Annotated in this window: 25 protein-coding genes; 11 read left to right on the forward strand and 14 right to left on the reverse strand. The window is 70.6% G+C overall.

What is annotated here, in order from left to right:
* Window positions 1-5: 5 nt before the first annotated feature.
* From chrA to ACGG9C_RS10035, 4 genes are all read left to right on the forward strand, one after another.
* Entirely contained in the window at window positions 6-1,244 is a 1,239-nt protein-coding gene (gene chrA, locus ACGG9C_RS10020; RefSeq protein WP_390178600.1) for a chromate efflux transporter, read from the forward strand.
* A 67-nt stretch (window positions 1,245-1,311) separates the two neighbouring features.
* Window positions 1,312-1,659, forward strand: coding sequence for an ATP-dependent DNA ligase (locus ACGG9C_RS10025; RefSeq protein WP_071045086.1), 348 nt, complete (start codon window positions 1,312-1,314; stop codon window positions 1,657-1,659).
* Window positions 1,646-1,912, forward strand: a complete 267-nt coding sequence (locus ACGG9C_RS10030) for a hypothetical protein (protein ID WP_194384469.1) — start codon at window positions 1,646-1,648, stop codon at window positions 1,910-1,912. Before ACGG9C_RS10025 ends, ACGG9C_RS10030 begins: the two co-directional genes overlap by 14 nt.
* A gap of 33 nt (window positions 1,913-1,945) precedes the next feature.
* Entirely contained in the window at window positions 1,946-2,467 is a 522-nt protein-coding gene (locus ACGG9C_RS10035; RefSeq protein ID WP_390178601.1) for a DUF421 domain-containing protein, read from the forward strand.
* Here ACGG9C_RS10035 and ACGG9C_RS10040 read toward each other — a convergent pair.
* From ACGG9C_RS10040 to ACGG9C_RS10055, 4 genes are all read right to left on the reverse strand, one after another.
* The gene (locus ACGG9C_RS10040; protein WP_390178602.1) at window positions 2,464-3,678 is read right to left on the reverse strand and encodes a cation:proton antiporter; all 1,215 of its coding nucleotides are present in this window, start codon (window positions 3,676-3,678) and stop codon (window positions 2,464-2,466) included. The two genes, ACGG9C_RS10035 and ACGG9C_RS10040, sit on opposite strands and share 4 nt — an antisense overlap.
* A 60-nt stretch (window positions 3,679-3,738) precedes the next feature.
* Window positions 3,739-4,614, reverse strand: a complete 876-nt coding sequence (locus tag ACGG9C_RS10045; RefSeq protein ID WP_390178603.1) for a manganese catalase family protein — start codon at window positions 4,612-4,614, stop codon at window positions 3,739-3,741.
* A 90-nt stretch (window positions 4,615-4,704) separates the two neighbouring features.
* A complete protein-coding gene (locus ACGG9C_RS10050) occupies window positions 4,705-5,790 on the reverse strand; it encodes an FUSC family protein (RefSeq protein WP_390178604.1) in 1,086 nt (361 codons plus the stop codon).
* Between the two features lie 77 nt (window positions 5,791-5,867).
* Entirely contained in the window at window positions 5,868-6,566 is a 699-nt protein-coding gene (locus ACGG9C_RS10055; RefSeq protein WP_390178605.1) for an aquaporin, read from the reverse strand.
* Between the two features lie 84 nt (window positions 6,567-6,650).
* Here ACGG9C_RS10055 and ACGG9C_RS10060 point away from each other — a divergent pair, with 84 nt between their 5' ends.
* The 3 genes from ACGG9C_RS10060 to ACGG9C_RS10070 are packed head-to-tail and all read left to right on the forward strand — an operon-like array spanning window position 6,651 to window position 8,802.
* Complete coding sequence (locus tag ACGG9C_RS10060) at window positions 6,651-6,869, forward strand: three-helix bundle dimerization domain-containing protein (protein ID WP_194384475.1); 219 nt, start codon at window positions 6,651-6,653, stop codon at window positions 6,867-6,869.
* A 16-nt stretch (window positions 6,870-6,885) separates the two neighbouring features.
* Entirely contained in the window at window positions 6,886-8,448 is a 1,563-nt protein-coding gene (locus tag ACGG9C_RS10065; RefSeq protein ID WP_390178606.1) for an SLC13 family permease, read from the forward strand.
* An 18-nt stretch (window positions 8,449-8,466) separates the two neighbouring features.
* Window positions 8,467-8,802 carry an ATP-dependent DNA ligase gene (locus ACGG9C_RS10070; RefSeq protein WP_194384477.1) on the forward strand — a complete coding sequence of 112 codons (336 nt, stop codon included), beginning with the start codon at window positions 8,467-8,469 and terminating at the stop codon, window positions 8,800-8,802.
* 15 nt (window positions 8,803-8,817) lie between these two features.
* Here ACGG9C_RS10070 and ACGG9C_RS10075 read toward each other — a convergent pair whose 3' ends face one another.
* The 5 genes from ACGG9C_RS10075 to ACGG9C_RS10095 all read right to left on the reverse strand — a co-directional run bounded on the left by ACGG9C_RS10075 (window position 8,818) and on the right by ACGG9C_RS10095 (window position 13,545).
* On the reverse strand, window positions 8,818-9,129 hold the full coding sequence (locus tag ACGG9C_RS10075; protein WP_194384478.1) for a hypothetical protein: 312 nt from the start codon (window positions 9,127-9,129) through the stop codon (window positions 8,818-8,820).
* A gap of 58 nt (window positions 9,130-9,187) precedes the next feature.
* Window positions 9,188-10,870 (reverse strand): MDR family MFS transporter, encoded by a 1,683-nt coding sequence (locus ACGG9C_RS10080; RefSeq protein ID WP_390178607.1) that lies wholly within the window; start codon window positions 10,868-10,870, stop codon window positions 9,188-9,190.
* 19 nt (window positions 10,871-10,889) lie between these two features.
* Window positions 10,890-11,489: a TetR/AcrR family transcriptional regulator gene (locus ACGG9C_RS10085; protein WP_194384480.1), complete on the reverse strand. Its 600-nt coding sequence runs from the start codon at window positions 11,487-11,489 to the stop codon at window positions 10,890-10,892.
* 163 nt (window positions 11,490-11,652) lie between these two features.
* Window positions 11,653-12,495 carry an NAD(P)-dependent oxidoreductase gene (locus tag ACGG9C_RS10090; RefSeq protein ID WP_194384481.1) on the reverse strand — a complete coding sequence of 281 codons (843 nt, stop codon included), beginning with the start codon at window positions 12,493-12,495 and terminating at the stop codon, window positions 11,653-11,655.
* 54 nt (window positions 12,496-12,549) lie between these two features.
* Window positions 12,550-13,545: a substrate-binding domain-containing protein gene (locus ACGG9C_RS10095; protein ID WP_194384482.1), complete on the reverse strand. Its 996-nt coding sequence runs from the start codon at window positions 13,543-13,545 to the stop codon at window positions 12,550-12,552.
* A 94-nt stretch (window positions 13,546-13,639) separates the two neighbouring features.
* Between ACGG9C_RS10095 and ACGG9C_RS10100 the strand changes: the two genes are divergently transcribed.
* From ACGG9C_RS10100 to ACGG9C_RS10110, 3 genes are read left to right on the forward strand one after another with little or no spacing between them, the layout of a single operon-like run.
* A complete protein-coding gene (locus ACGG9C_RS10100) occupies window positions 13,640-14,836 on the forward strand; it encodes a Gfo/Idh/MocA family protein (protein ID WP_390178608.1) in 1,197 nt (398 codons plus the stop codon).
* A complete protein-coding gene (locus tag ACGG9C_RS10105) occupies window positions 14,833-15,531 on the forward strand; it encodes a ThuA domain-containing protein (RefSeq protein WP_194384484.1) in 699 nt (232 codons plus the stop codon). The genes ACGG9C_RS10100 and ACGG9C_RS10105 overlap by 4 nt, the downstream gene beginning before the upstream one ends.
* A complete protein-coding gene (locus ACGG9C_RS10110; RefSeq protein ID WP_194384485.1) occupies window positions 15,510-16,595 on the forward strand; it encodes a Gfo/Idh/MocA family protein in 1,086 nt (361 codons plus the stop codon). The genes ACGG9C_RS10105 and ACGG9C_RS10110 overlap by 22 nt, the downstream gene beginning before the upstream one ends.
* Window positions 16,596-16,618: 23 nt before the next feature.
* Here ACGG9C_RS10110 and ACGG9C_RS10115 read toward each other — a convergent pair whose 3' ends face one another.
* The 4 genes from ACGG9C_RS10115 to ACGG9C_RS10130 all read right to left on the reverse strand — a co-directional run bounded on the left by ACGG9C_RS10115 (window position 16,619) and on the right by ACGG9C_RS10130 (window position 22,143).
* Complete coding sequence (locus ACGG9C_RS10115) at window positions 16,619-18,865, reverse strand: beta-glucosidase (RefSeq protein WP_194385408.1); 2,247 nt, start codon at window positions 18,863-18,865, stop codon at window positions 16,619-16,621.
* A gap of 100 nt (window positions 18,866-18,965) precedes the next feature.
* Entirely contained in the window at window positions 18,966-19,835 is an 870-nt protein-coding gene (locus ACGG9C_RS10120) for a carbohydrate ABC transporter permease (RefSeq protein WP_071045158.1), read from the reverse strand.
* Window positions 19,836-19,840: 5 nt separating this feature from the next.
* The gene (locus ACGG9C_RS10125; RefSeq protein ID WP_194384486.1) at window positions 19,841-20,854 is read right to left on the reverse strand and encodes a carbohydrate ABC transporter permease; all 1,014 of its coding nucleotides are present in this window, start codon (window positions 20,852-20,854) and stop codon (window positions 19,841-19,843) included.
* Between the two features lie 2 nt (window positions 20,855-20,856).
* Window positions 20,857-22,143, reverse strand: coding sequence for an ABC transporter substrate-binding protein (locus ACGG9C_RS10130; RefSeq protein ID WP_390178609.1), 1,287 nt, complete (start codon window positions 22,141-22,143; stop codon window positions 20,857-20,859).
* 135 nt (window positions 22,144-22,278) lie between these two features.
* Between ACGG9C_RS10130 and ACGG9C_RS10135 the strand changes: the two genes are divergently transcribed.
* Window positions 22,279-23,280, forward strand: coding sequence for a LacI family DNA-binding transcriptional regulator (locus ACGG9C_RS10135; protein ID WP_071045069.1), 1,002 nt, complete (start codon window positions 22,279-22,281; stop codon window positions 23,278-23,280).
* Window positions 23,281-23,301: 21 nt separating this feature from the next.
* Here the strand turns inward: ACGG9C_RS10135 and ACGG9C_RS10140 are convergent, their stop codons facing one another.
* Window positions 23,302-23,895: a DUF1992 domain-containing protein gene (locus ACGG9C_RS10140; RefSeq protein WP_390178610.1), complete on the reverse strand. Its 594-nt coding sequence runs from the start codon at window positions 23,893-23,895 to the stop codon at window positions 23,302-23,304.
* Window positions 23,896-23,899 lie beyond the last annotated feature (4 nt).

Below are 23,899 nucleotides of genomic sequence, written 5' to 3' on the forward strand. Positions count from 1 at the left end.
TGTGCGTGTCATCCGACGGGCCCCTTGCGAACGCCGACGTGCCCACCCCTCCTCCCCGTCCTCGCGGATCGGTGGCAGAGGTGTTCCTGGCTTTCCTGAAGCTCGGCCTCACATCCTTCGGTGGCCCGATCGCGCACCTCGGATACTTCCGCGACGAGCTCGTCACGCGGCGTCGCTGGATCGATGACCGAGCGTACGCGGACCTCGTCGCGCTGTGCCAGTTCCTGCCGGGGCCGGCATCCAGTCAGGTCGGGTTCGGTCTCGGGATGCTCCGCGCCGGCGCGGGAGGTGCGCTCGCGGCGTTCGTCGCCTTCACGCTGCCGTCAGCGGTGCTCATGATCGCCTTCGCGTCCGTGGGCACGGCCGTGGGCGGACCGGTCGGTGCCGGTGTGCTCGATGGCCTGAAGGTGGTCGCGGTCGCCGTGGTCGCGCAGGCGGTGTGGGGGATGGCGCATGCCCTCGCTCCCGATCGGCAGCGCGCCGGAATCGCCGTCGGAGCTGCCGTCGTCGTGGTGCTGCTGCCGAGCTCGCTCGCGCAGATCGGCGTGATCGTCGTCGGGGCACTGGTCGGGCTGTGGCTCTGCCGTGCTTCGGTCGACGCGGCGGGGCCGGCGGCCGTGTTCCCGGTGACGCGCGCGGTCGGCTGGCTGTGCCTGGCGACCTTCGTCGTGCTGCTCGCCGGGCTCCCGCTGCTCGCGGCGACCACCGGGTCGGGCGCGGCCGATCTCGTCGATGCCTTCTACCGTGCCGGTGCGCTCGTCTTCGGCGGCGGACACGTCGTGCTGCCGCTGCTGGAGGCCGAGGTCGTCGTGCCCGGCTGGGTGTCGCCCGACGCCTTCCTCGCCGGCTACGGGGTCGCCCAGGCGATGCCGGGCCCGCTCTTCACGTTCGCCGGCTACCTCGGCGCGGTCTCGTCGGTCGGGCCCGGTGGCGTCGCGGGCGGCGTGCTCGCCCTCGTGGCGATCTTCCTTCCCGGCTTCTTGCTGCTCACCGGCATCCTGCCGTTCTGGAACGACCTCCGGCGGCGCGTGGGCGCACGCGCGGCGATGGCGGGTGCGAACGCCGCCGTGGTCGGCATCCTCGCCGCCGCCCTCTACGATCCGGTGTTCGTCACGGCTGTGACCGGGCCCGCGACGTTCGCGCTCGCGCTGGTGTGCTTCGTTCTGCTGGTCGCATTCCGGCTCCCGCCCTGGATGGTGGTGCTCGTCGGCGCGGCCGGCGGCATCGTCGTCGCGTTCAGCTGACCGCGGCGGTGTCAAGACGATGGTCGGACGCCCTTCGACGTGCTTGAGTGACGGTGGAGGTGAGCCCATGGGGAAATTCATCTACGAGAACAGCGTGAAGGTCGACTTCGAGGACCGCGCGCTCGCGCACCTGCAGACGGTGATCACCGGAAAGCTGCGTCGCGGCGAGAGCTTCACGTTCACCTGGAAGGACGATTCCAGCATCGGCGACGGGCGCACCACGGTGTGGATGCACGCCAACTGCTCGCTGGTCTACAAGTACTACGGCAGTCGCCGCGCGCAGCTGAACGGCGCATGGCTGGAGGCGCTGTCCTACACGGCGAACTCCCCGGGCGGCTTGCACCTCGTTCCCGAGCCCTCGGCGGACGGCGGCAAGGTGTTGTCGAAGAACGGTCGTGACCATGAAGCGCATTGACGTCGTCTACGGCGGACAGACGTACTCCATCGGGGGAGTCGAACCGGATGCGCTGCGAGCGCGGATCGAGCACGCCGTGGCTCGCGGCGGGGACTGGCTGACCTTCAACGACGGTGAGGGGGCGCTGCGGCGGGCGTTCCTCTTCGTCGCGCCCGGCATCCCGATCGCCGTGATCCCGATCCCCGACCCGGTGAACGACGGCGAGACGACCGCCGAGCGCGAACCCCTCGACGAGGTCGACGCAACCCCGTAGTCACCGACCGCCGTCGCGCCTATGGTCGGGCGCATGTGGTTCGACACCTGGTCAGACGTCCTCCGCGTGCTGCTCGTCGGCGTCGCGTCCTATGCGGCGCTCGTCGTGTTCATCCGCGTCTCGGGCAAGCGCGCGCTCGCCCAGCTGAACGCGTTCGACTTCGTCGTGACGGTCGCCCTCGGGTCCACCCTCGCAACGATCCTGCTGTCCTCCGACGTGTCCTACGTCGAAGGCGCGATCGCGCTCGCTCTCCTTCTCGCGCTGCAGGTGATCGTCGCGTTCCTCGCCGCACGATGGCATCGCGTGCGCCGACTGACGACGGCGTCGCCGACGGTGCTGCTCAAGAGCGGTCGCTTCGACGACGCTGCGCTCCGACGCACGAGGCTCTCGCGCGCTGACGTGCGGCAGGCCGTGCGGCAGGCTGGCGTCGGCGACCTGTCGAGCATCGCCGTCGTGGTGCTCGAGAGCAACGGTGGACTGAGCGTGATCACCTCGGACGGGTGGGGTGACGGCAGCGCGCTCGACGACGTGCGCATCGAGGGCGGCGCCACTTAGCCCATCCGCTCCCGTCGTCGCAGCCACTCGCCGGCCGGTCGCGTGCTGAGGCCGTGGATGACGACCGACAGCGCGATCGCCAGGAGCACCGCCGGAAGGACCAGATCGTCGCCGGTGCGGCGCTCCGCCAGGCACGCATAGAGAAGCGCGGACACCCCCACCGGGCCGAACCAGCTCATGAATGCCGTCTCGGTCCGGGAGTGCAGGCGCGCGTAGATGGGGCGCGTCAACCACATGCCGGCGATCCGGCGTGCGATCAGCGCGAGCACGAGAACGATCGGTAGCGCCCACCCTTCCGCCGCCCAGCGGTCGAACGGGAGGAGAGCGCCGATGACCGCGAACAGGGGCAGGATGAGCACGCGACCGAGCTCGTCGATCTCGCGTCCGAGTTCGGCGCGGAGGTCGTCGGTCAGGCGGTTGCCGAACGCCGCGCCCGCCACGAAGACCCCCAGCACGGCATCCGTCTCGATGACCCGCAGACCGGCGAGGATCGCGAGCGCCAGCGCGAGGGCATAGCCGAGGTAGCTCGTCGAGTTCGACCATCCCCGGGCGATGACCGTGTCGAGGAGCCAGCCTGCGGCCCAGCCGAGGCCGAAGCCCACGACCACGGGCACCGCGACCTCCCACAGGAGCGTCGTCGTCAGCCACTCGCGCCACGCCTCGGCGCCCCCGGTGGTGACGAGCAACACCGGCAGCATGAGGATCAGATACGCGAGCCCGTCGTTCAGCCCGCTTTCCGACGAGAGGTTCAGACGCACCCGCTTCGGGATGCGCTCCTCCGCGACGGTGCCGGTGACGATCGGCGTGGTCACGACCGGATCGGTCGGCGTGATCGCTGCCGCGATCAGCATCGCCGACAGCAGGGGGATGCCCAGCAGCAGGACCGCCCCCGTCGCGACGGCGAACATCACGACCATGCCGACGGCGATGCTGGCGACGATCCAGCGCAGGTTCGCGCGCCAGTATCCCCGCGGGAACCTCAGCGCGACGCCGAGCAGCGACACCGCGAGCACGACCCGTGCCACCGACTCGAGCACCTCTGTCGATCCGAGGCCCCACGCGGTCGGCTGCACGACCCCCGCCGCGAACGGCCCGAGCAGGGCGCCGCAGGCGAGTGCGATCAGGAGCGGGGGCACCCCCGTGCGCTGCAGCTTCACCGACAGGGCGCTGAGCACGAACGTGAGAGCACCGATCACGGCGACAGCAGGCATCCGACCCCTTCCGCGTGGCGCGGGACCGGGCGGATCACCCGGTCTCGCGCCGACTCGCGGCTACGATAGCGCGTCGCGCACGACGCCCTCGGCCTTGTCGATGAAGCCCGGCTTCGCATCGGTGCCGTAGTAGCGCGGATCGGGCGTGGTCGGCGGCGGCATCGGCACCGAGGTCCCGGGGCCGTCCTCGTAGCGGAATTCGCCCTTGCCGTCGGGCGTCGGCCCGGAGGCCCAGGAGCCCTCTGCCGCCGCCTGACCGTCGGAGAAGTTGTAGTACGTGTAGGCGTGCTCGCGCGCCTCCTTGCTGAGCGGGAAGTTGCTCGGAACGGGGAGATCCTCCACGCCCTCCTCGCGCAGCTCGGCCGCGGCGGCGATCCACTGGTTCTGATGCATGGTGTCTCGCGCGAGCAGGAAGGACAGCATGTCCCGCACGCCGCTGTCATCGGTCATGTGGTAGAGCCGGGCCACCTGGGTGCGGCCCTGCATCTCCGCGTTGGCGTTGGCGGTGAAGTCGGCGAGGAGGTTGCCGCTGGCGGTGATGTACGACCCCTGCCACGGGTTGCCGTTGCTGTCGACGGGACGAACGCCGGCCCCGGCGACGATCGCCGACTGCACGTCCATGCCGCCCACCACGGCGGCGAGCGTCGGGTCCGATGCCACGGCCTCCTCGCTCTGCGACACGGGCGCCTTCTCGAGCAGCTGGGCGATCATCACCGCCAGCATCTCGACGTGTCCCATCTCCTCGGCGCCGATGCCGTACAGCAGATCGCGGTACTTGCCCGGCAGATGGCAGTTGACGGCTTGGAAGCCGTACTGCATGGCCACCGTGATCTCGCCGTACTGTCCGCCGAGCACCTCCTGAAGCCGCCGGGCGAAGATCGCATCGGGCTTGTCGGGTGTGGCGGCGAATTGCAACTCCTGCTTGTGGAAGAACATCGTCTTCCCCTTCCTGTGCGCGTGAGCGGTTGTGCTCGGACGCTAGGGTCGGAAACCCCGAATCACCGCGGGGGTTGACAGGCGTCGTGATCAGGCTCTGTTGTCATCCATGAACAGGGTGGAGGCGTCGACCAGGCGACGCAGGAAGATCGCCGGCTCGATGCGCTGGGCCATCGTCGAGGTCGAGACGGTCGTCGACGGCAGTGCACCGAGGTAGCGCTCGAGCGCGTCCTTCGCGGCGCGCACACGGTCGTCGAGGCCGTCGTCGTCGATCGGCGTCTTCGTGAGCGTGGCGCAGGCGCGGATCGCGTCGGCGAACAGGCGCTGCGCCTCGTCGTCCATCTCGCGGAGCGTCGCGGGATGACGCCCCGAGATGACCTCGGCGAGGTCGCGCGTGGCGGCGACGGTGAGGTCCATCGAACGCAGGCGACGCGCGTTCTGCTGCTGCTCGGCGAGGTGGCGCCGCCCCCGGGGGTTGGCGCGGGCGGAATCCTCAGCCTCGGCGACCTCGCGTCGGACCTCTTCGGTCATCGCGTCGAGGTGCGACAGGGCGGCGTCCACCTGTGCGGCATCCGGCTCGCGCACGTGATCGGCGAGGGTGTCGAGGAACGCCGCGGCGGCTTCGCGCAGGTCGGTGAGCTTGCCACTGGCCCACTCGAAATACAGCGGCGGAACGACGACGAGGTTCACGACGAGCCCGACGACGACGCCGACGCCCATCGTCACCAGGTACGACAGCGGATAGTCCCCGGACCCCGCCTGTCCGGCGAGCAGCAGCACGAACACGGCGGCGACCGCGAGGATGTCGCGACCGGCTCCGAGGTGTCGGATGCCGCCGAGAAGCACACCGACACCGACGACCGCGGCCAGGGGGATGACGGGCGGGATGTCGAAGAACTCGGTCGCGCCGAGCGCCGCGACGCCCAAACCGATCCCGAGCGCGAGACCCAGGAGGGTCTGGCCCCCGGTGCGGGCTGTGGCGGCCACCGTCGGGTACATGACCACGAGCACGCCGAAGGGGGCGTAATAGGAGTACTCGTTGCTCACGAAGGGAAGGAGGGGGACGAGCAGCCACGCGATCGCGGCGGCGGCCGCGGTCTTGGCCGCCAGCAGTACGCGGTGGCGGTTCAGCGACGTCTGGCGCCAGTCGCGGAGGTTCTCTCTCATCCGGGTCACGGCATCAGTCTCACGTGTGGAGCGCTGTTCGGGTCAACCCCCTCCCCATGGCCGTCGTCGGTCGGCTAGCGCGAAGGCTAGGCCGTCGGGATGGTGGCCACGGGCCGCGGGAACACCGCGCGGACGAACGCCCACGCGAGCCCAGCGCCCACCAGCTGCGCACCGATGAAGGGGAGGACGGAGGTCGGTGCGATGCCGGCGAAGGTGTCGGAGAAAGCCCGGCCGACCGTGATGGCGGGGTTCGCGAAGCTCGTCGACGAGGTGAAGAAGTAGGCGGCGCCGATGTAGGCGCCCACGGCCGGGGCGGCGAGGTGCGAGCGCCCCGTGCGCACGAGACCGAAGATCACCGTGAGGAGGCCGGCCGTCGCAACGACCTCCGCGAACAGCGTCGGCCAGCTCGCCCGATCGGTCGTCGCCCACGACACGGCGGGAAGGCCGAACATGAGGTTCGCCACGACGGCGCCCGTGATGCATCCGAGAATCTGGACCGGAAGGTAGGTCGCAACGCTCTGCACCGGCCGCCCGTGGAGCAGCGCGTCGACGAGCGTCACCACCGGGTTGAAATGGGCGCCGGAGACGGGGGCGAAGACGGCGATGAGCACCCCGAGTCCGAGTGCGGTGGCGAAGGCGTTCTCGAACAGCTGCAGGCCCACGTCCCCCGGGGAGAGGGTCTGCGCGGCGATCCCCGACCCGATGACGACGGCGGCGAGTCCGGCGCTGCCGGCGAACTCTCCCGTGAGGGAGCGGATGGTCTCGATCCGGCGCGAGGAGGTCATATATAGACCATAATCTATGGATCGATCCATGACGGACCCGTGAAGCACCTGGACGACGCCCGCGGCGGGGCGGACAATGCGAGTATGAGCCGCCTCCAGCCGGAATCGGAGTACGAAGCGCTCGTCTACGTGCTCGAGCGGCTGTCCGAGACGTACCCGTTCGTCGGCGAGGATCGGCTGCGCGAGATCGCGGCCGACGAGCTCGCGCAGCTCGACGGCGCCCGCGTGCGCGCGTTCATCCCCGTGCTGGTCGAACGCCGTGTCAAGGAGCGGCTCGCGACAGAGCCCGTCGACGCGGCCTGATCGCTACGCTGGCCGCGTGGACCCCGTCGCCGCCACACTGATCATCCTCGCCCTCGCGGTCGTCGCGTTCGTGAGCAACCGCGTGCCGATCGCCGTCATCGCGGTGGGAGTCTCCCTGCTGCTGTTCTTCAGCGGCGTGCTCACCCTGCCGGAGGCGGTCGCCGGATTCGGCGACCCGACCGTGCTCTTCATCGCGGGGCTCTTCGTCGTGAGCGAGGCGCTCGACGCCACCGGGGTCACGGCCTGGGCGGGCAAGCAGGTGATCACGCGCGCGGGCACGGGCCGAGCTCGGCTCCTCCTCGCGATCGGCGCCGTCGTCGCGATCGCGTCGGCGCTCATCAGCATCAACGGGGCCGTCGCGGCCCTCGTGCCGCTCGTCGTCGTCGTCGCCGCCCGCGCGGGGCTGCCGCCCTCGCAGCTGCTCATGCCGCTGGCCTTCATGGCGAGTGCGGGGTCGCTGCTCGCCCTCACCGGAACGCCGGTGAACATCATCGTCTCCGACATCGCCGCCGAGAACGGCGGGCGCGCCTTCGGATTCTTCGAGTTCGCGCTGGTCGGTGTGCCCCTCGTGATCGCGTCGGCGGCGGTGATCGTCCTGCTCGGCAAGCCGCTGCTGCCGATGCGCGAGGGCGTGCGGCTGCCCACCGACCTCGCCCGTCACGCCCGCGTGCTGCGAGACGAGTACGGCGTGTCGCTCGACACCGGCACGCTCCTCGGCCCCGCCTCGGGAGTGACCGAGGTGGTCATCGCGCCGCGTTCACCCCTGATCGGCACCGTCGTCGCTCCCGGCATGACCACACCCGACGGCGATCTCGTCGTGCTGGCCGCCCGACGCGGCGAACAGGTGCTGAAGACCGGCGACATCGTGGTGCAGGCCGGCGACGCCCTGCTGCTGCAAGGCACATGGGATGCCCTGACGGTTCGCACGGCCTCGGGAGGGATGCTGCCGGTGGACGCGCCCGCGCAGTTGCGCCGCTCGGTGCCGCTCGGGCGCGGAGCCAAGCGCGCGGTCGTCGTTCTCGCCGTGATGGTCGTGCTGCTGGCGACCGGTGTCGTGCCGCCCGCCGCCGCGGCCCTGCTCGCGGCCGTAGCGCTCGTGCTGACCCGCGCGATCAGCGTGCCGCAGGCCTTCCAGTCGATCTCGTGGACGACGATCGTGCTGATCGCCGGCATGATCCCGCTGTCGACGGCGTTCATCCAGACGGGCACCGCCGACCTCGTCGCCGGCTGGGTGCTGGCGGCGATGAGCGGCGCGAGCGCGCACGTGGTGCTCCTCGCGCTGTGCCTGCTCACCCTCGTGCTCGGTCAGCTCATCAGCAACGCCGCGACCGTGCTCATCGTCGCCCCGATCGCCGTGTCGATCGCGGCGACCCTCGACCTGTCGGTGATGCCGTTCATGATGGCGCTCACCGTCGCGGGCGCGGCCGCGTTCCTCACGCCGATCGCTACGCCGGCCAACCTCATGATCATGGAGCCAGGCGGGTACCGCTTCGGGGACTACTGGCGGCTCGGCCTGCCTCTCGCGGCCCTCTTCGTCGCGTTCGCCGTACTCTACGTGCCGTTCGTGTGGCCGTTCTGACCGGGTAGGCTCGCGTCCATGGGTCGCTTCATCTACGACAATTCCTCGAACTCTGTGGAGATCGAAGACCGTGTGCTCGCCCACCTGCGCATCGTGGTGATGAACAAGCTGCGCCGTGCGGAGTCGTTCATGTTCGACGTCGAGGTCGGCGACGGCAGTGGCCGCCGCAGCTTCTGGATGCATCCGTCGGTGCCGATGCAGTTCCACTTCTTCGGCAGTCGTCAGCCCCGCATCAACCGCGTCTGGATCGAGGAGCTGATGCAGACCGCGAGCGGCCCGAACGGGCTCTGGATCGTGCCTGAGCCCCCCGAGGACGAGGCGCCCGTCACCGACGCGAACCCGCCGCGCGGCTGAGGGGCGTCGACCACATCAGTCGGTGATGCTCACCTGTTCGGTGATCAGCTGGATGCCGCCGGATGAATTGGCGGAGCTGGCGAGGTCCTCGATCCACTGACGGCTCAATTCCGGCGGCTCGGGAGCGTCGAAGACGAACCGCAGCGGGATCGACGGGTGCAGCCACAGCGTGCTGCGGCCCTCCGGTTCGCCGGTCGGATGCTGCCATGACACCGTGAAGCTCTCGTTCCGACGGAGCTTCGTGGCGATCACGACCTTGAGGTGCGCCAGGGCACGGTCCTCGATGTGGATGGGGGTGGCGGATCCGCCGTAGTAGATGGTGCCCATGTGCACCACGATACGCCGCTGGCGGGTCCGGTGAACACTCCGCCGCGGCGCCAGTGCGTCAGCGCTCGCGTCGATCGCGCCCCGGGGCGTTGCTCGCGTCGCCGGGATCGGCGGCACGGGCGGCGCGGGATGTGCGGGCGTCGGCTGATGCGCGCTGCTCGGCCTCCAGGCGCTCGGCCTCCTCGCCTCCGACGGCCTCGCCGCGGGCGACGAGGCCCGCCACATCCGACAGCGGCACCTGCTTGAGGAACAGGCTCAGCACGAACGCGACGCCGATGAAGGGCAGTACGTACCAGAACACCGGAGCGAGGGCGTCGGCATAGGCGGTGACGATGCCGTCGCGCACCGTCGCGGGCAGCTGATCGAGCACCTGCGGGTCGATCGTCGCCGTCGCCTCTGCCGCCTGCTCGGGGGTCGCTCCGGCGTCGGCGAAGACGCTGGTGAGGTTCTCGCTCAGGCGGGTGGTGAACAGGGTGCCGAACACCGCGGTGCCGAGGGCCGCGCCCACTTCGCGGAAGTAGTTGTTCGTGCTCGTGGCCGATCCGATGTCGGCCGCGGGCACCGCGTTCTGAACCACCAGCACGACCACCTGCATGATGAGGCCGAGTCCGGCCCCGAAGATGAACAGGAACACGCAGATGATCCAGATGGGCGTCTCGGCGGTCATGCCGGCCATGAGCACGATCGCGAGGCCCGTCGTGAGCGTTCCGGCAATCGGGAAGACCTTGTAGCGCCCGGTCCGCGTGATGATCAGACCCGAGGCGATCGAGGTTCCCATGAGGCCCACCATCATCGGCAGCATGAGCAGGCCCGACACGGCTGCCGAGGTGCCCGACGCCATCTGCAGGAAGGTGGGGATGAATCCGATCGCGGCGAACATCGCCAGCCCGATCATGAGGCCGATCGCCGTCGCGTTGACGAAGACCGGGTTACGGAAGAAGCTGAGCGGGATGATGGGGTCGGCCGCGCGCGACTCGACGAACACGAACAGAAGCGCGGCGATGAGGAGGCCGGCACCCCACATCCAGGTCTCCGGCGCCTCCCAGCCGTGTGCGGCGTCGCCGCCGAAGTCGGTGAAGAAGATGAGGCACGTGGTGGCGGTCGACAGCAGCAGCACGCCGAGGATGTCGATCGGCTTGGTGGCGCGCTTCACCGGCAGCTTGAGTGCCACCAGTGCGATGACGAACGCCGCGATGCCGATCGGGATGTTGATGTAGAACGCCCACTGCCACGTGAGGTGGTCGACGAAGTAGCCGCCGAGCAGTGGGCCCGCGACCGCCGAAAGGCCGAAGATGCCGCCGAGCGGGCCGAGGTACTTGCCGCGCTCGGAGGCGGGGACGATGTCGGCGATGATGGCCTGCGACAGGATCATGAGGCCGCCGGCGCCGAGGCCCTGCATGGCGCGGAAGGCGACGAACGCCCAGAAGTCGCCCGCGAAGGCCGCGCCGGCGGAGGCTACGGTGAACAGTCCGATGGCGATGAGGAAGAGGTGCCGGCGGCCGAGCACGTCGCCGAACTTGCCGTAGATCGGCATGACGATCGTCGTGGCCAGCAGGTAGGCGGTCACGATCCACACCTGGTGCTCGACGCCGCCGAGCTGGCCGACGATCGTCGGCATGGCCGTCGAGACGATCGTCTGGTCGAGGCTCGCCAGCAGCATGCCCGCGATGAGGGCGCTGAAGATGATCCAGATGCGCCGCTTGGTGAGGAGGAACGGCTGCTCCAGGGCGGAGGAGGTCATGAGGGGTCCTTGTCGGAGGTCAGCAGGCGGGGTCGAGGAGGGAGCGCGCGACGGCGAGGCGGTCTCGGAAGATATCGGCGAAGGGCACCGTGCCGTCGTGGGCGAAGAACCGGTCGACGCACGGGCGCATGAGCGAGCCGACGAGGTCGACCGCGACGGCGGCCCGCTCGTCGTCGTCGGGCCATCCCTGTCGGCCGGCGATGAGTGCGCGGTCGGCGCGCTGCGCCTCGGCGATGTGGGCGAAGAAGGTGCGGTGCAGCTCGGGCGATCTCTCCACCGCCGCACCGACGAGGCGCGCCTCGGAGATGTCCATGTCGACCGATTCCCACCGCGCGATCATGAGCGCCGCGAGAGCGTCGAGCAGGTCGCCGTCACCGGTGACGAACGCCGCCTCCGCCTCGCTGACGTCGGTGCGCATCGACACACCCAGGACGGCGTTCTCCTTGCCCGCGAAGTAGTTGAAGAAGGTGCGTCGCGAGACGCCCACCTCAGCGCACAGCTCTTCGACGGTGAAGCCGGTCAGCCCGCGCTCGGCGGTGAGCTCGCGCGCGCGACGGCGCAGCGCGCGCTCGGTGTCGCGCGTCCGCTGCTCACGCGAAGAAACTGCACTCTCGACCATTCAGTGCATTTTTGCACTTGATGATCCGGAGTGCAAAACCGCCGATGGGTGGCGAGCCGGCCCCTTCGTGCCGAGCGAGCCCTCCTCCGCCGAAAATAGCGGGGCGGCTCGGCGAGAAAAGGGGTGGTTCGGCGAACGAGTGACGAGCGAAGAGCGGCGAGGGTCAGACGTGGTCGTGCCAGGAGTGCTTCGGGTCGAACCCGAGCACGCGGCGGGCCTTGTCGATCGAGAGCAGCGTCTCGTGCGCGCCCGGCTCGCCGCGCACCTCGACGCCGGGGAACACCTCGGCGATGAGGTCGGCGTTCGGCCGGTTCATGACGGTGTCGGCGGCCGCGATGATGTAGGCCTCGAAGCCCGCGGGGGCGTGCTGCAGCGCCCTGTCGATGGCCTGAGCACCGTCGCGCGCGTCGATGTAGCCCCACAGGTTCCACTTGCGCACCATCGGGTCGTCCTGGAAGTCGGGGAAGCCGGCGTAGTCGTCGGGAACGAGCACGTTGGAGAACCGCAGCGCGCTCACCGAGAGGTCGGGGTGCCACCGCACGAGCTCGCGTGCCAGCTGCTCCTCGAGGGTCTTCACGATCGAGTAGACCGACTCCGGGCGCGGCGGGTACTCCTCGTCGACCGGGATGTACGGCGGCGGTACGTCGAACGGCAGGCCCAGCACCGTCTCGCTCGAGGCGTAGACGATGCGCCGGATGCCCAGCCTCGCCGCGGCCCAGAACACGTTGAAGGTCGCGGGCATGTTGTTGTGGAAAGTCGCCACGTCGGTGCGCAGCCCTGGCGCCGGGATGGCCGCCAGGTGCACGACCGCGTCGAACGGCGCAGTGCGGTCGACACCGCCGAGCGCGTCGATCACCTGCCCGTAGTCGGTGAGGTCGACCTGCACGAATCCCGACGCGCGGGCGCCGACCGCGTCGAACCCGGTGACATCGTGTCCGGCGGCGCGGAGTTCGCGGATGGCGACCGAGCCGAGCTTTCCGGTCGCGCCGGTGAGAGCGATACGCATGTCGCCACCCTGCCACACCCTCACCACCTCGAGGCCGTCGCCCTTCGATGCCGGTCACGTGGATGCACGAGGGACGAGCGTCGTCGGCAGCGTGATCGGAGCGTTCGGGGGCGGGGCGCCCTCGGCGGCGTCGGCGAGCAGTCCGACCGCGGTGGCGGCCATCTCGCGGATCGGCTGCCGCACCGTGCTGAGTGCCGGGGTCATCCAGCGCGCACCGCGCACATCGTCGAACCCCACCACCAGCACATCGTCGGGAATGCGCGCACCGGATGCCGCCGCCGCGGCGTAGACACCGGCCGCATGTTCGTCCGACACCGCGAAGACGCCGATGCGATCGCGCGGGTCTCGCCGCCGGAGCACCGGGACCATCGCATCGCGCGCGGCGGGAGCGTGCCACGCGCTCGTGGTCGCGTCGACGTCGGCGTGCGGCAGGTGGCGGGCGAGCTCTTCGACGAATCCGTCGCGGCGGGCCCGTCCGTACCGGAACGGCGGGTCGCCGCCGAGGACGGCGAAGCGGGTCGCGCCGCGGGCGGCGAGGTGCCGGGCTGCCGCCGCGGCGCCGGCGGTATCGGTCGTGCGCACACTCGGCATGCCGTGCGTCGCCTCCGACGGGGGATCGAGGAGGACGACCGGAATGTGCGATTTCTGCACCGCGCCCAGCTGCGACGCGGTGGGCGAGATCAGACCGAGCACGACACCCGCCGAGCCGCGCCGACGCACGCGCACGGGCCAATCGTCGCCCGGGAAGTCGCTCTCCTCGGTGAGCACCAGGTCGTAGCCGCGGGCGGTCGCCGCCCCGTGCGCCCCCGCGGTCACCTCGTCGGCCCACGGGTTGTGGAAGCGGCCGAGCACGAGGTCGATCAGGTGAGCGCTCGCGGCCGGGCGTCCGCCGCGTGCGGCATGCCGTCCGTACCCGAGCGCCGTCGCCGCCTCCCGTACGCGACGCCGCGTCTGCGCCGACAGGTCGCCGCGCCCCGACATCGCCCGCGATGCGGTGGCCACGCTGACGCCCGCGGCGGCCGCGACGTCTGCCAGGGTCGCCCGGGTCATGGCTCCACCATCGAGCAGGGCGCCGGTTTTGCGCAAGTTTCGGCTGCGGCCCTGCTGCCGATGGCACGCTCGTCGCAGACAGAGAGGAGCATCGATGACGATTCCGGATGCGCCGCTGCGGATCGCCGTGATCGGGAACGGCTTCATGGGCCGCATGCACACGCACGCGTGGCGCACGGCGCCGCGCTTCTTCCCGCTCGGCCGTGAGATCGTCCCCGTCGTGCTCGTGGGTCGCCGCGCCGACGGAGCCGCTGCCGCTCGTGACCTGGACTGGCCCGAATACGCCACCGACTGGCGAGAGGTCGTCGGTCGTGCCGACATCGACGTGGTCGACATCTGCACACCGGGGGACACGCACGCCGAGATCGCGCTCGCGGCCCTCGCCGCCGGCAAGCACGTGCTGTGCGAGAAGCCGCTGGCGAACTCCGTCGCGGAGGCCGATCGCATGGTCGACGCCGCCGCGACCGCGCCGGGCGTCGCCTTGTGCGGATTCAGCTATCGCCGCACCCCGGCCCTTGCCGCCGCTCGTGCGCTCATCGCCGACGGTGCGCTCGGTGAGATCCGGCACGTGCGGGCGCAGTACCTGCAGGACTGGCTGAGCGATCCCGACGCTCCCCACACCTGGCGACTGGACCGCGATCGTGCGGGATCGGGGACGCTGGGCGACATCGGGGCGCACTCCATCGACACCGCGCAGTGGCTGATCGGAGACGACATCGCGGCCGTCTCGGCGGTGCTCCGCACCTTCGTCCCCACCCGTCCGCCGATGGTGACGCAGGCCGGAATCGGCGGTGTGGCCGGCGCGGGGGAGCGGCTGCCGGTCACCGTCGACGACGCGGTCGCCGTCACGGCCCGCTTCGCGGGGGGCGCCCTCGGCGTTATCGAAGCCACGCGCCTGGCCACCGGCCGCCGCAACGCCAACCGGATCGAGGTCAACGGCTCCCTCGGATCCGTCGCGTTCGACTTCGAGCGCATGAACGAACTGGAGTATTACCGCGCCGATGACCCGGCCGGCGCGCAGGGCTTCCGCCGCATCCAGATGACCGAACCCGAGCATCCGTATGCGGGGGCGTGGTGGCCGCCCGGACACGGACTCGGGTACGAGCACCTGTTCACGCACCAGGTGGTCGACTTCGTGCGGGCGATCGGTGGCGACGTCGATGCTGCTGCACCGTCGTTCGCCGAGGCGGCGCGTGTGCAGCGGGTGCTCGCGGCGGTGACCGAGAGTGCGGCGAACGGTGCCGTGATGACGCCCGTGCACCGGCGCGACGACGAGGGGAGGGCATCATGACGCGCTCCGCGCTCGTGGTCCGCGGCGGGTGGGAGGGCCATCATCCGGTCGAGGCGACCGAGCTCTTCCTGCCGTTCCTGCGGGCCGAGGGTTTCGAGGTCGTCGTCGAGGAGAGTCCGGAGGTCTACGCCGACGCGGACCGCATGGCCGCGACCGATCTCATCGTGCAATCCGTGACGATGTCGGAGATCTCCGCCCAGGCCGTGGCGGGACTTCGCCGCGCCGTCGCGGCCGGCACCGGAATGGCGGGGTGGCACGGTGGCATCGCCGACTCGTACCGGAAGAGCTCCGACTACCTGCAGCTGATCGGCGGGCAGTTCGCGACGCATCCCTCGAAGCACCCCGCCGAGGTGCACGGCGACGAGACCGACAACTACCTCACCTACCGCGTCGCGATGACCGACCTCGGGCGCGACCACGAGATCACCCGCGGCATCGACGGTTTCTCGCTGCACACCGAGCAGTACTGGGTGCTCCACGACGACCTCATCGACGTGCTCGCCACCACGACGCACCCGGTGCAGCCGTACCATCCGTGGCACCGCGAGATCACCTCACCCGCAGTCTGGACACGGCTGTGGGGAGACGGGCGCGTGTTCGTCGCGACGCCCGGGCACAGCGTCGAGGTGCTGCGCGAGCACAGCGTGCGCACGATCGTCGAGAGGGGGATGCTGTGGGCGGCACGCACACGATAGGGATCGTCGGGCTCGGGGTCATCTCGCGCGCCTACCTCGACACCCTCGCCGGGGTCGACGGGGTGCGCATCGCCGCGGTCGCCGACCTCGACACCGCCCGCGCCGATGCGACGGCCGCGGCGCTCGACGGGAGCCGCGCGATGTCCACCGCCGACCTCGTCGCCGACCCGCAGGTCGACACGGTGCTGAACCTCACGATCCCCGCCGCGCACGCCGAGGTCGCGCTCGCCGCCATCCGGCATGGCAAGAACGTGTTCGGCGAGAAGCCGCTCGCCGCGACCCTCGCCGATGCGCGCGAGGTGATGCTCGCTGCCGCCCGCGAGGGGGTGAGCGTCGGATGCGCCCCCGACACCGTGCTGGGCACGGGCGTGCAGACCGCGCGCCGAGCCGTCGACGACGGTCTCATCGGGGCGCCCGTGGGCGCGACCGCCACGTGGGTCTCGCCCGGCCACGAGCACTGGCATCCGCAGCCGGACTTCTATTACCGGGCCGGCGGCGGCCCGCTGCTGGACATGGGGCCCTACTACCTGACCTCGCTCGTGCACCTGCTCGGCCCGGTGGTCGCCGTCTCCGGCGCCGCCTCGCGGGCGCGCACGACCCGCGAGATCGCCTCGGGGCCGCGGAGGGGCGAGATCGTGCCGGTCGAGGTCGACACCCACATCGCGGGCGTGCTCGAGCACGCGGGAGGTGGGATCTCGACGGTCACGATGAGCTTCGACGGTGTCGCCACCGCGGCCCGCCCGCTCGAGGTCTACGGCACCGAGGGGGCCCTGGTCCTTCCCGACCCGAACCACCACGCCGGCCCGGTGTCGCGGTTCCCGCGCCGCGGCGCGGAATGGGACACGCTGCCGGTGTCGGCCGGTTACGAAGGCGCCGCGCGCGGCATCGGGCTGCTCGATTTCCTCGCCGGACACCGTCGGGCCGGGGGCGATGTGGCGCTGCACGTGCTGGAGGTCATGGAGTCGCTCCACGCCGCCGCCGCGGCGCACACCCGCATCGAGCTCACGACCTCGGTCGAGCGCCCGTCACCGGTGCCGTTGACCCCCGCATCCGCCTGGCGCTGACCCGCAGCCCGCCGGGGCGAAGGTCACGGCGTGGGGGCCGCGGGGACGCGGGCGATGCGCCGCACGCGGGAGGGGACCGGCTGCGGCGGTGCATCCGACACGCGGTGCACGTCGCCGGTCAGTCGGATGCGGGCCTCGGTGTCGCGCGTCGCGCACGACGGGCCGACCCACACATCCACCTCGCCCGGCTCGACGATCCGGAATCCCGCGCGTCCGGTGAAGCCCAGGCGCGACGCCGGCACGTCGAAGGTCACCTCGGCACGCTCCCCGGGGTCGAGGGCGACGCGGCGATACGCCAGCAGCTGTGCCACCGGTCGCGTCACCTGCGCGTACAGGTCGCGCGCGTACACCTGCACGAGGTCGGTTCCGGCGCGCTCGCCGATGTTCTCGATCGAGACGGTGACGGTCAGCGCGCCGTCGGTCGGTGCATCCGCGGCCACGAGACCGCTCCGGCGGAAGGCCGTGTAGGACAGGCCGTGACCGAAGGGGAAGGCGGGGGTGTTGTCGGCGCTCGTGATCTCGGTGGGCCCGCCCAGGACCGGATGCAGATAGCTGTACGGCTGCGAGCCGGCCGAACGGGGGAGCGACACCGGCAGGTGCCCCGACGGGTTCACCCGGCCCGACAGCACGCCGGCGATGGCGGTGCCGCCCTCCTCGCCGGGGAAGAACGCCTGTACGACGGCGGCGGTGCGCTCGCGCATCCATCCGATCGCGTACGGGCGCCCCGAGAGCACCACGACGACGGTCGGCGTGCCGGTGGCGGCGACCTCCTCCACGAGGCGGCGCTGCACGCCCGGCAGCTCGAGATCATCGACGTCGTTGCCCTCGCCGACCGTGCCGCGACCGAAGAGGCCCGCGCGGTCGCCGACGACGACCACGGCGACCCGGGCCGCGGATGCCGCGGCGGCCGCGTCGGCGATTCCCGACGCGTCGTCGCCCTCGACCTCGCAGCCGGCTGCGCGCATGATCGTCGCCTGCGGCAGCTCCCGAATCAGCGACGCGAGCACCGACGGGATGTCGAACCCCAGCGGGGTGTCCGGGTGGTGCGCCAGCACGTGGTTGGCGAACGAATAGCAGCCCATCAGCGCGTCTGGCGCGTCGGCGTTCGGGCCGATCACGGCGATGCTGCCACCGTCCGGCGACAGCGGCAGCGTGCCGTCATTGCTCAGCAGCACGATCGACTCCTCCGCGGTGCGACGGGCGAGCTCCCGGTGCGCGGGGCTGTCGAGATCGACGGTGGTGGGCGGGTCGTCGAATGCGGCGTCGAGCAGCCCGAGCTCCTCCTTCTGCGCCAGCACGCGCCGGACCGCGCGATCGACCAGAGCGAGCTCGTCGGGATGCGTCCCGAGGCGCTCCCGCAGGGGACCGAGGAATGCGTCGCCCGTGGGCAGCTCCACGTCGATCCCTGCTTGCAGCGCGAGCGCCGCAGCCTCGCCGAGGTCTGCGGCGAGGCCGTGCATCGTGTGGAGGAAGGCGACGGCGAAGTAGTCGGCGACGACAGTGCCGTCGAAGCCCCACTGCTCGCGGAGTACGCCGGTGAGCAGGTCCGGGTCGGCCGCGACCGGCATCCCGTCGATCTCGGCATAGGAGTTCATCACCGAGCGCACGCCCCCGGTGCGCACCGCCATCTCGAACGGCGGAAGCACGGTGTCGGCGAGAAAGCGCGGCCCGGCGTGCACGGGGGCGTGGTTGCGACCGGCGCGCGAGGCGGAGTAGCCCGCGAAGTGCTTCAGCGTGGCGTGCACGCCGGCTCGCTGCAGTCCCTGCACGTAGGCCGTGCCGATCGTGCCGACCACATACGGATCTTCCGCGATGCACTCGTCGACGCGCCCCCACCGTGGATCGACGACGACGTCGAGCACGGGAGCGAGGCCCTGGTGGATGCCGAGCTGCCGCAGCGACGATCCGATCACCTCCGCCATCTCGGCGGTGAGGTCGGGGTCGAACGCGGCCCCCCATGCCAATGGCGTCGGGAACGTTGCCGCCTTCCACGCCGCGAGCCCGGTCAAGCACTCCTCGTGCACGATGGCGGGGATTCCCAGCCGTGTCTCGCGCACCAGCCGGCGCTGCTCGTCCCAGAGCCACGCCGCGCGGTCGACGGGGTCGACCGGTCGCGTGCCGTACACGCGGGTGAGATGGCCGATGCCGTGCACCGTCGCCTCGTCGTAGGGGCCGCTGTTGCCCATCTCGCCGGCCATGGGGGCGACGACCTCGCCGCCCTTGTCGACCCAGTAGCCGACGAGCTGCGCGAGCTTCTCGTCGAGACTCATGCGGGCCAGCAGCCCTTCCACACGGGCCGAGGTCGTGGGCAGGGCGGTGTCGGGTGAGAACACGATGACTTCTCTCTCGCGTCGGGCGCGGGGTCGGGGATCAGCCCTTGACGGCGCCGGTGAGGCCGCCGACGATGCGTCGTTCGAACAGGCTGAAGAACAGCAGCGCCGGCAGCATCGACAGCGAGGTGAACGCCAGCACGCGGGCCGTGTCGACGGAGTACTGCGACGAGAACGCCTGCACGCCGAGGGGGAGGGTGAAAGCCGCCTCATTGTTCAGGATGAACAGCGGCAGCAGGTAGGCGTTCCAGCTGTTGATGAAGGCCAGGATCCCGACGGTGATCACACCGGGAACCGACAGCGGCAGCACCATGCGCCAGAAGAACGACAGCCGGCCGCATCCGTCGATGTAGGCCGCCTCCTGGATCTCATCCGGAATCGCCCGGAGGAACGGCACGAGGATGATGATCGTCACCGGCAGGGCGAACGCGATCTGGGGGAGGATGACGCCCGGCAGGGTGTTCATCAGACCCAGGTTTCGCACCACGATGTACAGCGGCGTGATGGCCACGGTGATGGGGAACATCAGGCCCGCGGCGAACAGGGCGTAGAGGAATCCGCGGCCCCGGAAGCTGTAGCGCGCGATGACGTAGCTGGCCATGAGGCCGAGCCCGACGGCTCCGACCGTGGTGACCACGGCGACGATCGTGGAGTTGAGGACCTGGTTCCAGAACAGGCCGCTCGAGATCACGCTGAGGTAGTTCTCCAGCTGCCACGGCGAGGGGAAGCCGGCCGGGTCGACCGTGATCTGCGAGTTGGACCGGAAGCCGCCGATGATGATGTACGCGACGGGACCGAGCATGAGCGCGATCACGAGGAGCGCGATGAAGTACACGGAGGGCGGGCCCCACGGCAGCGAGGCGCGCGCGCTGCGGCCCCGGCGGCCGGGTACGCGCGTTGTGATGGCCATGGTGCTCACGCGGCACCCCTTTCCGTGATCGCGCCCGCGGTGTCCCGGCGCAGCACCCAGCGCTGATAGACCAGGGCGACGATCAGCGAGATGGCGAAGATGACGACGGCGACGGCGTTGCCGTATCCGAAGTTGCCGGCGTTCCGGCCGGTGGCGACCATGTAGATCGCCATCGTGTTGGTGCCCGCGACCGACGAGACGTACTGGCCCCAGATGATGTACACGAGATCGAACAGCTGCAGGGCTCCGATGATCGACAGGAAAGCCCAGATGCGCACGGTCGGCCCGAGTAGCGGGAGGGTGATGCGGCGCTGGATCTGCCAGTACGAGGCGCCGTCGATCGCCGCCGCCTCGTAGAGCTCCTCGGGGATGCTCTGCAGACCCGCGAGGAAGAGGATCACGGCGAAGCCGATGTACTTCCAGGTGAGGATGGCCATCAGCGTCCAGATCGCGATCTGCGGGTCGGCCAGCCAGTCCTGCGCGAGGAATCCGAGCCCGAGGTTCTCCAGAGCGGCGTTGGCGGCGCCGTTCGTGGCGAGCATGAGGCTGAACCCGGTGCCGACGACGACCTCCGCGATCACGTAGGGCACGAAGATGAGCACCCGGATGACGGACTGACCGCGCATCCGGCGATTGAGCAGCAGGGCCAGGAGGAAGGCGACCGGTCCCTGCAGGACGAGCGACATCACGACGATGAACGCGTTGTGCCCGAGCGCGGCCTGGAAATTCGGGTCGCTGAAGATCGTGACGTAGTTCTGCAGGCCCACGAAGTCGGTCGCGGGGCCGAAGCCCGACCAGCGGAAGAAGCCGTAGTACGCGGCCATCGCGACCGGCAGCAGCACGAACCCGGCGAAGAAGACCACCGCCGGGCCCGCCAGCAGCAGCACCTCGATGCGCCCGGCCCAGCTGAGGCCGCGGCGTCGCCCGCCCGCGCGTGGGGCCGACGGGGGCGGCGTGCTGCCGTCCCCGTCGGCCTGCGCGAGATCGGCCTCGACGGCGGACATCTCGCGAAGCGACATGATCAGCCCTGAGCGCCGGCGGTGTTGACGGTGTCGATGAACTGCTCGGGCGAGCTGTTGCCCGCCAGCATGTCGACGACCGCGACGTTCAGCGCGTTGCCGACGTTCTGACCGAGCACGGTGTCCAGCCACTGCGACACGAACGGCGCGCTGTTGTAGGCCTCCAGGATCTGCTGCAGGTACTCCTCCGTCACCGCTTCCTGCGCGACGGTGTTCACCGGCGGGGACTGATACGCCTCGTAGTACAGCTCCTGCTGCTCGGCACCGGCGATGAAATTGAGGAAGTCGGCGCACTGGTCCGGGGCCTGAGCCGAGCACGAGTAGCCGTCGACCCCGCCCATCATCGAGCCGGGCTCACCGTCGCCGCCCTCGATCTCGGGGAAGGGGAACCATGCCAGGTCGGGCAGGGGCTGCTCGTCCGGCGTGAGCGAGGCGATGACCCCGGGGTTCCAGGCGCCCATGAGCTCCATCGCCGCCTGCCGGTTGGCGATCAGACCTGCGGAGCTGCCGGCGCCCTGCTGCGCGGCGGTGGTGAGGAATCCCTCGTTGAAGGGGTCGATCGCGGCGAAGGACTCGAGGTCCTCGGCCGCGCGTAGCCAGCACTCGTCGCTGAAGTCCTTGCTGTCTCCTGTCGCCTCGATGACCTCGGGGCTGCACTCGCGGAGGGCGAAGAAGTAGTACCAGTGCGCGGCGGGCCAGGCGTCCTTGCCGCCGAGCGCGATCGGCGCGATGTCGGTCTGCTGCAGCTGCTCGACCGCGTCCTCGAGGTCGTCGATGGTCTCGGGCGTCGATTCGATGCCGGCCGCGGCGAAGGTATCCTCGCTGTACCAGAATCCTCCCGGCAGCACCGACAGCGGCATCGCCCAGACCGAGTCCTGGTAGGTCTCGGCGGCGAAGGATCCCTCCGGGATCTCCGCGCGGACCTCATCAGAGATGCGGTCGGTGAGATCCATCAGCTGGCCGGCGTTGACCATCGCGGTCATCTTGCCGCCGCCGCGCTGGAGGAAGAGGTCGGGCGGGTCGCCGGCGTTGAGGGCGGTCTGCAGCTTGCCGTCGAGGTCTTCGTTCTGCACCGCCTGGATCTCGATGGTGACGCCCGGGTTGGCCTCTTCGAAGGCCGCGGCCGCGTTCTCCCAGTACTCCTGACCGGGACCGGTCGTGGAGTTGTGCCACAGGGTGAGGGTGGTGGTGCCGTCGGCGGATCCGCCGTCGTCGCCGCTGCACGCCGCGAGCGTGACCGCTCCCAGGGCGAGTGCCGCGGTACCCGCGAGGACTCTCTTCGCGTTCATGTGATTCCTGTCTCTCTTCGTTGAGGGCGCCTCCGCCAGTGGGGGCGCGGGATGGGTGCGGGACCATGTTGTGACCGACGATAAAAAGTGTCAAACGTTTTCGAAATCATTTTCCATCTGGGTAAGCTCGCCCGTGTGAGCCGCCGTCCGACCATCCACGACGTCGCCCGCGAGGCGGGGGTGTCGGTGGCCACGGTGTCGAAGGCGATCAACGGTCGCTACGGCGTGAAGGCCGCCACCGCCGATCGGGTGCTCGAGGTCGTCCGCCGACTGGGATACGAGACGAGCCTCGTCGCCAGCAGCATGCGCGCGCGCACGACGGGCGTGATCGGCGTGCTCGTCGCCGACTTCGAGCCCTTCAGCGCTGAGGTGCTCAAGGGTGTCGGGGCGGCGCTCCGGGACGGTCCCTTCGACGTGCTCGCGTACAGCGGGGCGCGGCACGCCGGCGGCGAGGGATGGGAGCGGCGCTCACTCAGCCGGCTGAGCGGAACCCTCATCGACGGGGCGATCATCGTCACTCCCACGGTGACCAACATCTCCGCCGAGGTGCCGGTGGTCGCCATCGATCCGCACACCGGACCCGCCGATCTGCCGACGGTGGAATCCGACAGCTTCCGCGGCGCCCAGGAGGCGGTGCGGCACCTGGTGGAGCTCGGCCACCGGCGCATCGCGTTCGTCGCGGGACGCCCCGACCTCCGCTCGTCGATCGCACGCGATGCCGGCTACCGTCGCGCGCTCGCCGATGCGCAGCTGCCGTTCGATCCGTCGCTCGTCGGTGAGGGTAGCTACGAGGAGGACACGGTCCGGGGCGTCGCGGCGGCGCTGCTGCAGCGTCGCGACCGGCCGACGGCGATCTTCGCGGCCAACGACGTCTCGGCGATCGCCGTCACCGAGGTCGCCGCGGAACTCGGGCTCAGCATCCCGGGCGACCTCTCCGTGGTGGGGTTCGACGACATCCCCGACGCGTCGCAGCGCTCGCCCGCCCTCACGACCGTGCGGCAGCCCATGCAGCGGCTCGGCGGGGAGGGGGCGCGCCTCGTGCTGGCGCTCATGTCCGGGAGCGCGCCCGAGGCCACGCACCTGCGGCTTCCGACCCGCCTCGTGGCCCGCGCCACCACCGCTCCGCCGGCGCGCTGACCCCCGCCCGTCGAGCCGGCGTCAGCGGCGGCGCCACCAGCGGCGGCGACGGGGCGGAGCGGATGCGGCGCGTGCGGATGCCTCCGCCCGAGCGGCGCGGCGTTCCCGCCAACGGCCCACCTCCGCGTCGACGTCGCGGAGCGCCGTGACCACCGGCGGCCCGCCGAGCAGCTGCATCCGGGCATGCCGCACGCGGCGGTTGAAGTCCTCGAGGTGCTCGCGCACATCCTGCTCCGACCCCATCGCGTCGAGGCGGTCCTCGAGCTCGAGGTCTTCGACGCGCAGCATGATCGCCGGCGGCCCGAGGCCGGTCAGCCGCTCCGACTCGATCTTGCGGCGGATCCACCAGTCCGGATCGTTCGGGCGTCCGAGGTCGAGTGGCTTGCCGGCGCCGGGGAGGTCGTCGAAGTCGCCGCGACGGATCGCCTGCTGGATGGCGACCTCGACGAAGGCCGCCCGATCCGAAGCCGTCGGCGTGGCAGCGGAAGTCTCCGGCGCGGACTCGGCTGTCTCCGGCGTGGACTCGGTGCTCTCGCTCTCGCCCGAGATCCCCTGCTCGCGCGCCCACTTCTGCGTGCGGTAGCGCGCGGCATTCTCACGGGGGTCTTCGCTCACGATG

This window comes from Microbacterium sp. MTN4-26, from assembly GCF_042846595.1.
GTDB lineage: Bacteria > Actinomycetota > Actinomycetes > Actinomycetales > Microbacteriaceae > Microbacterium > Microbacterium luteum.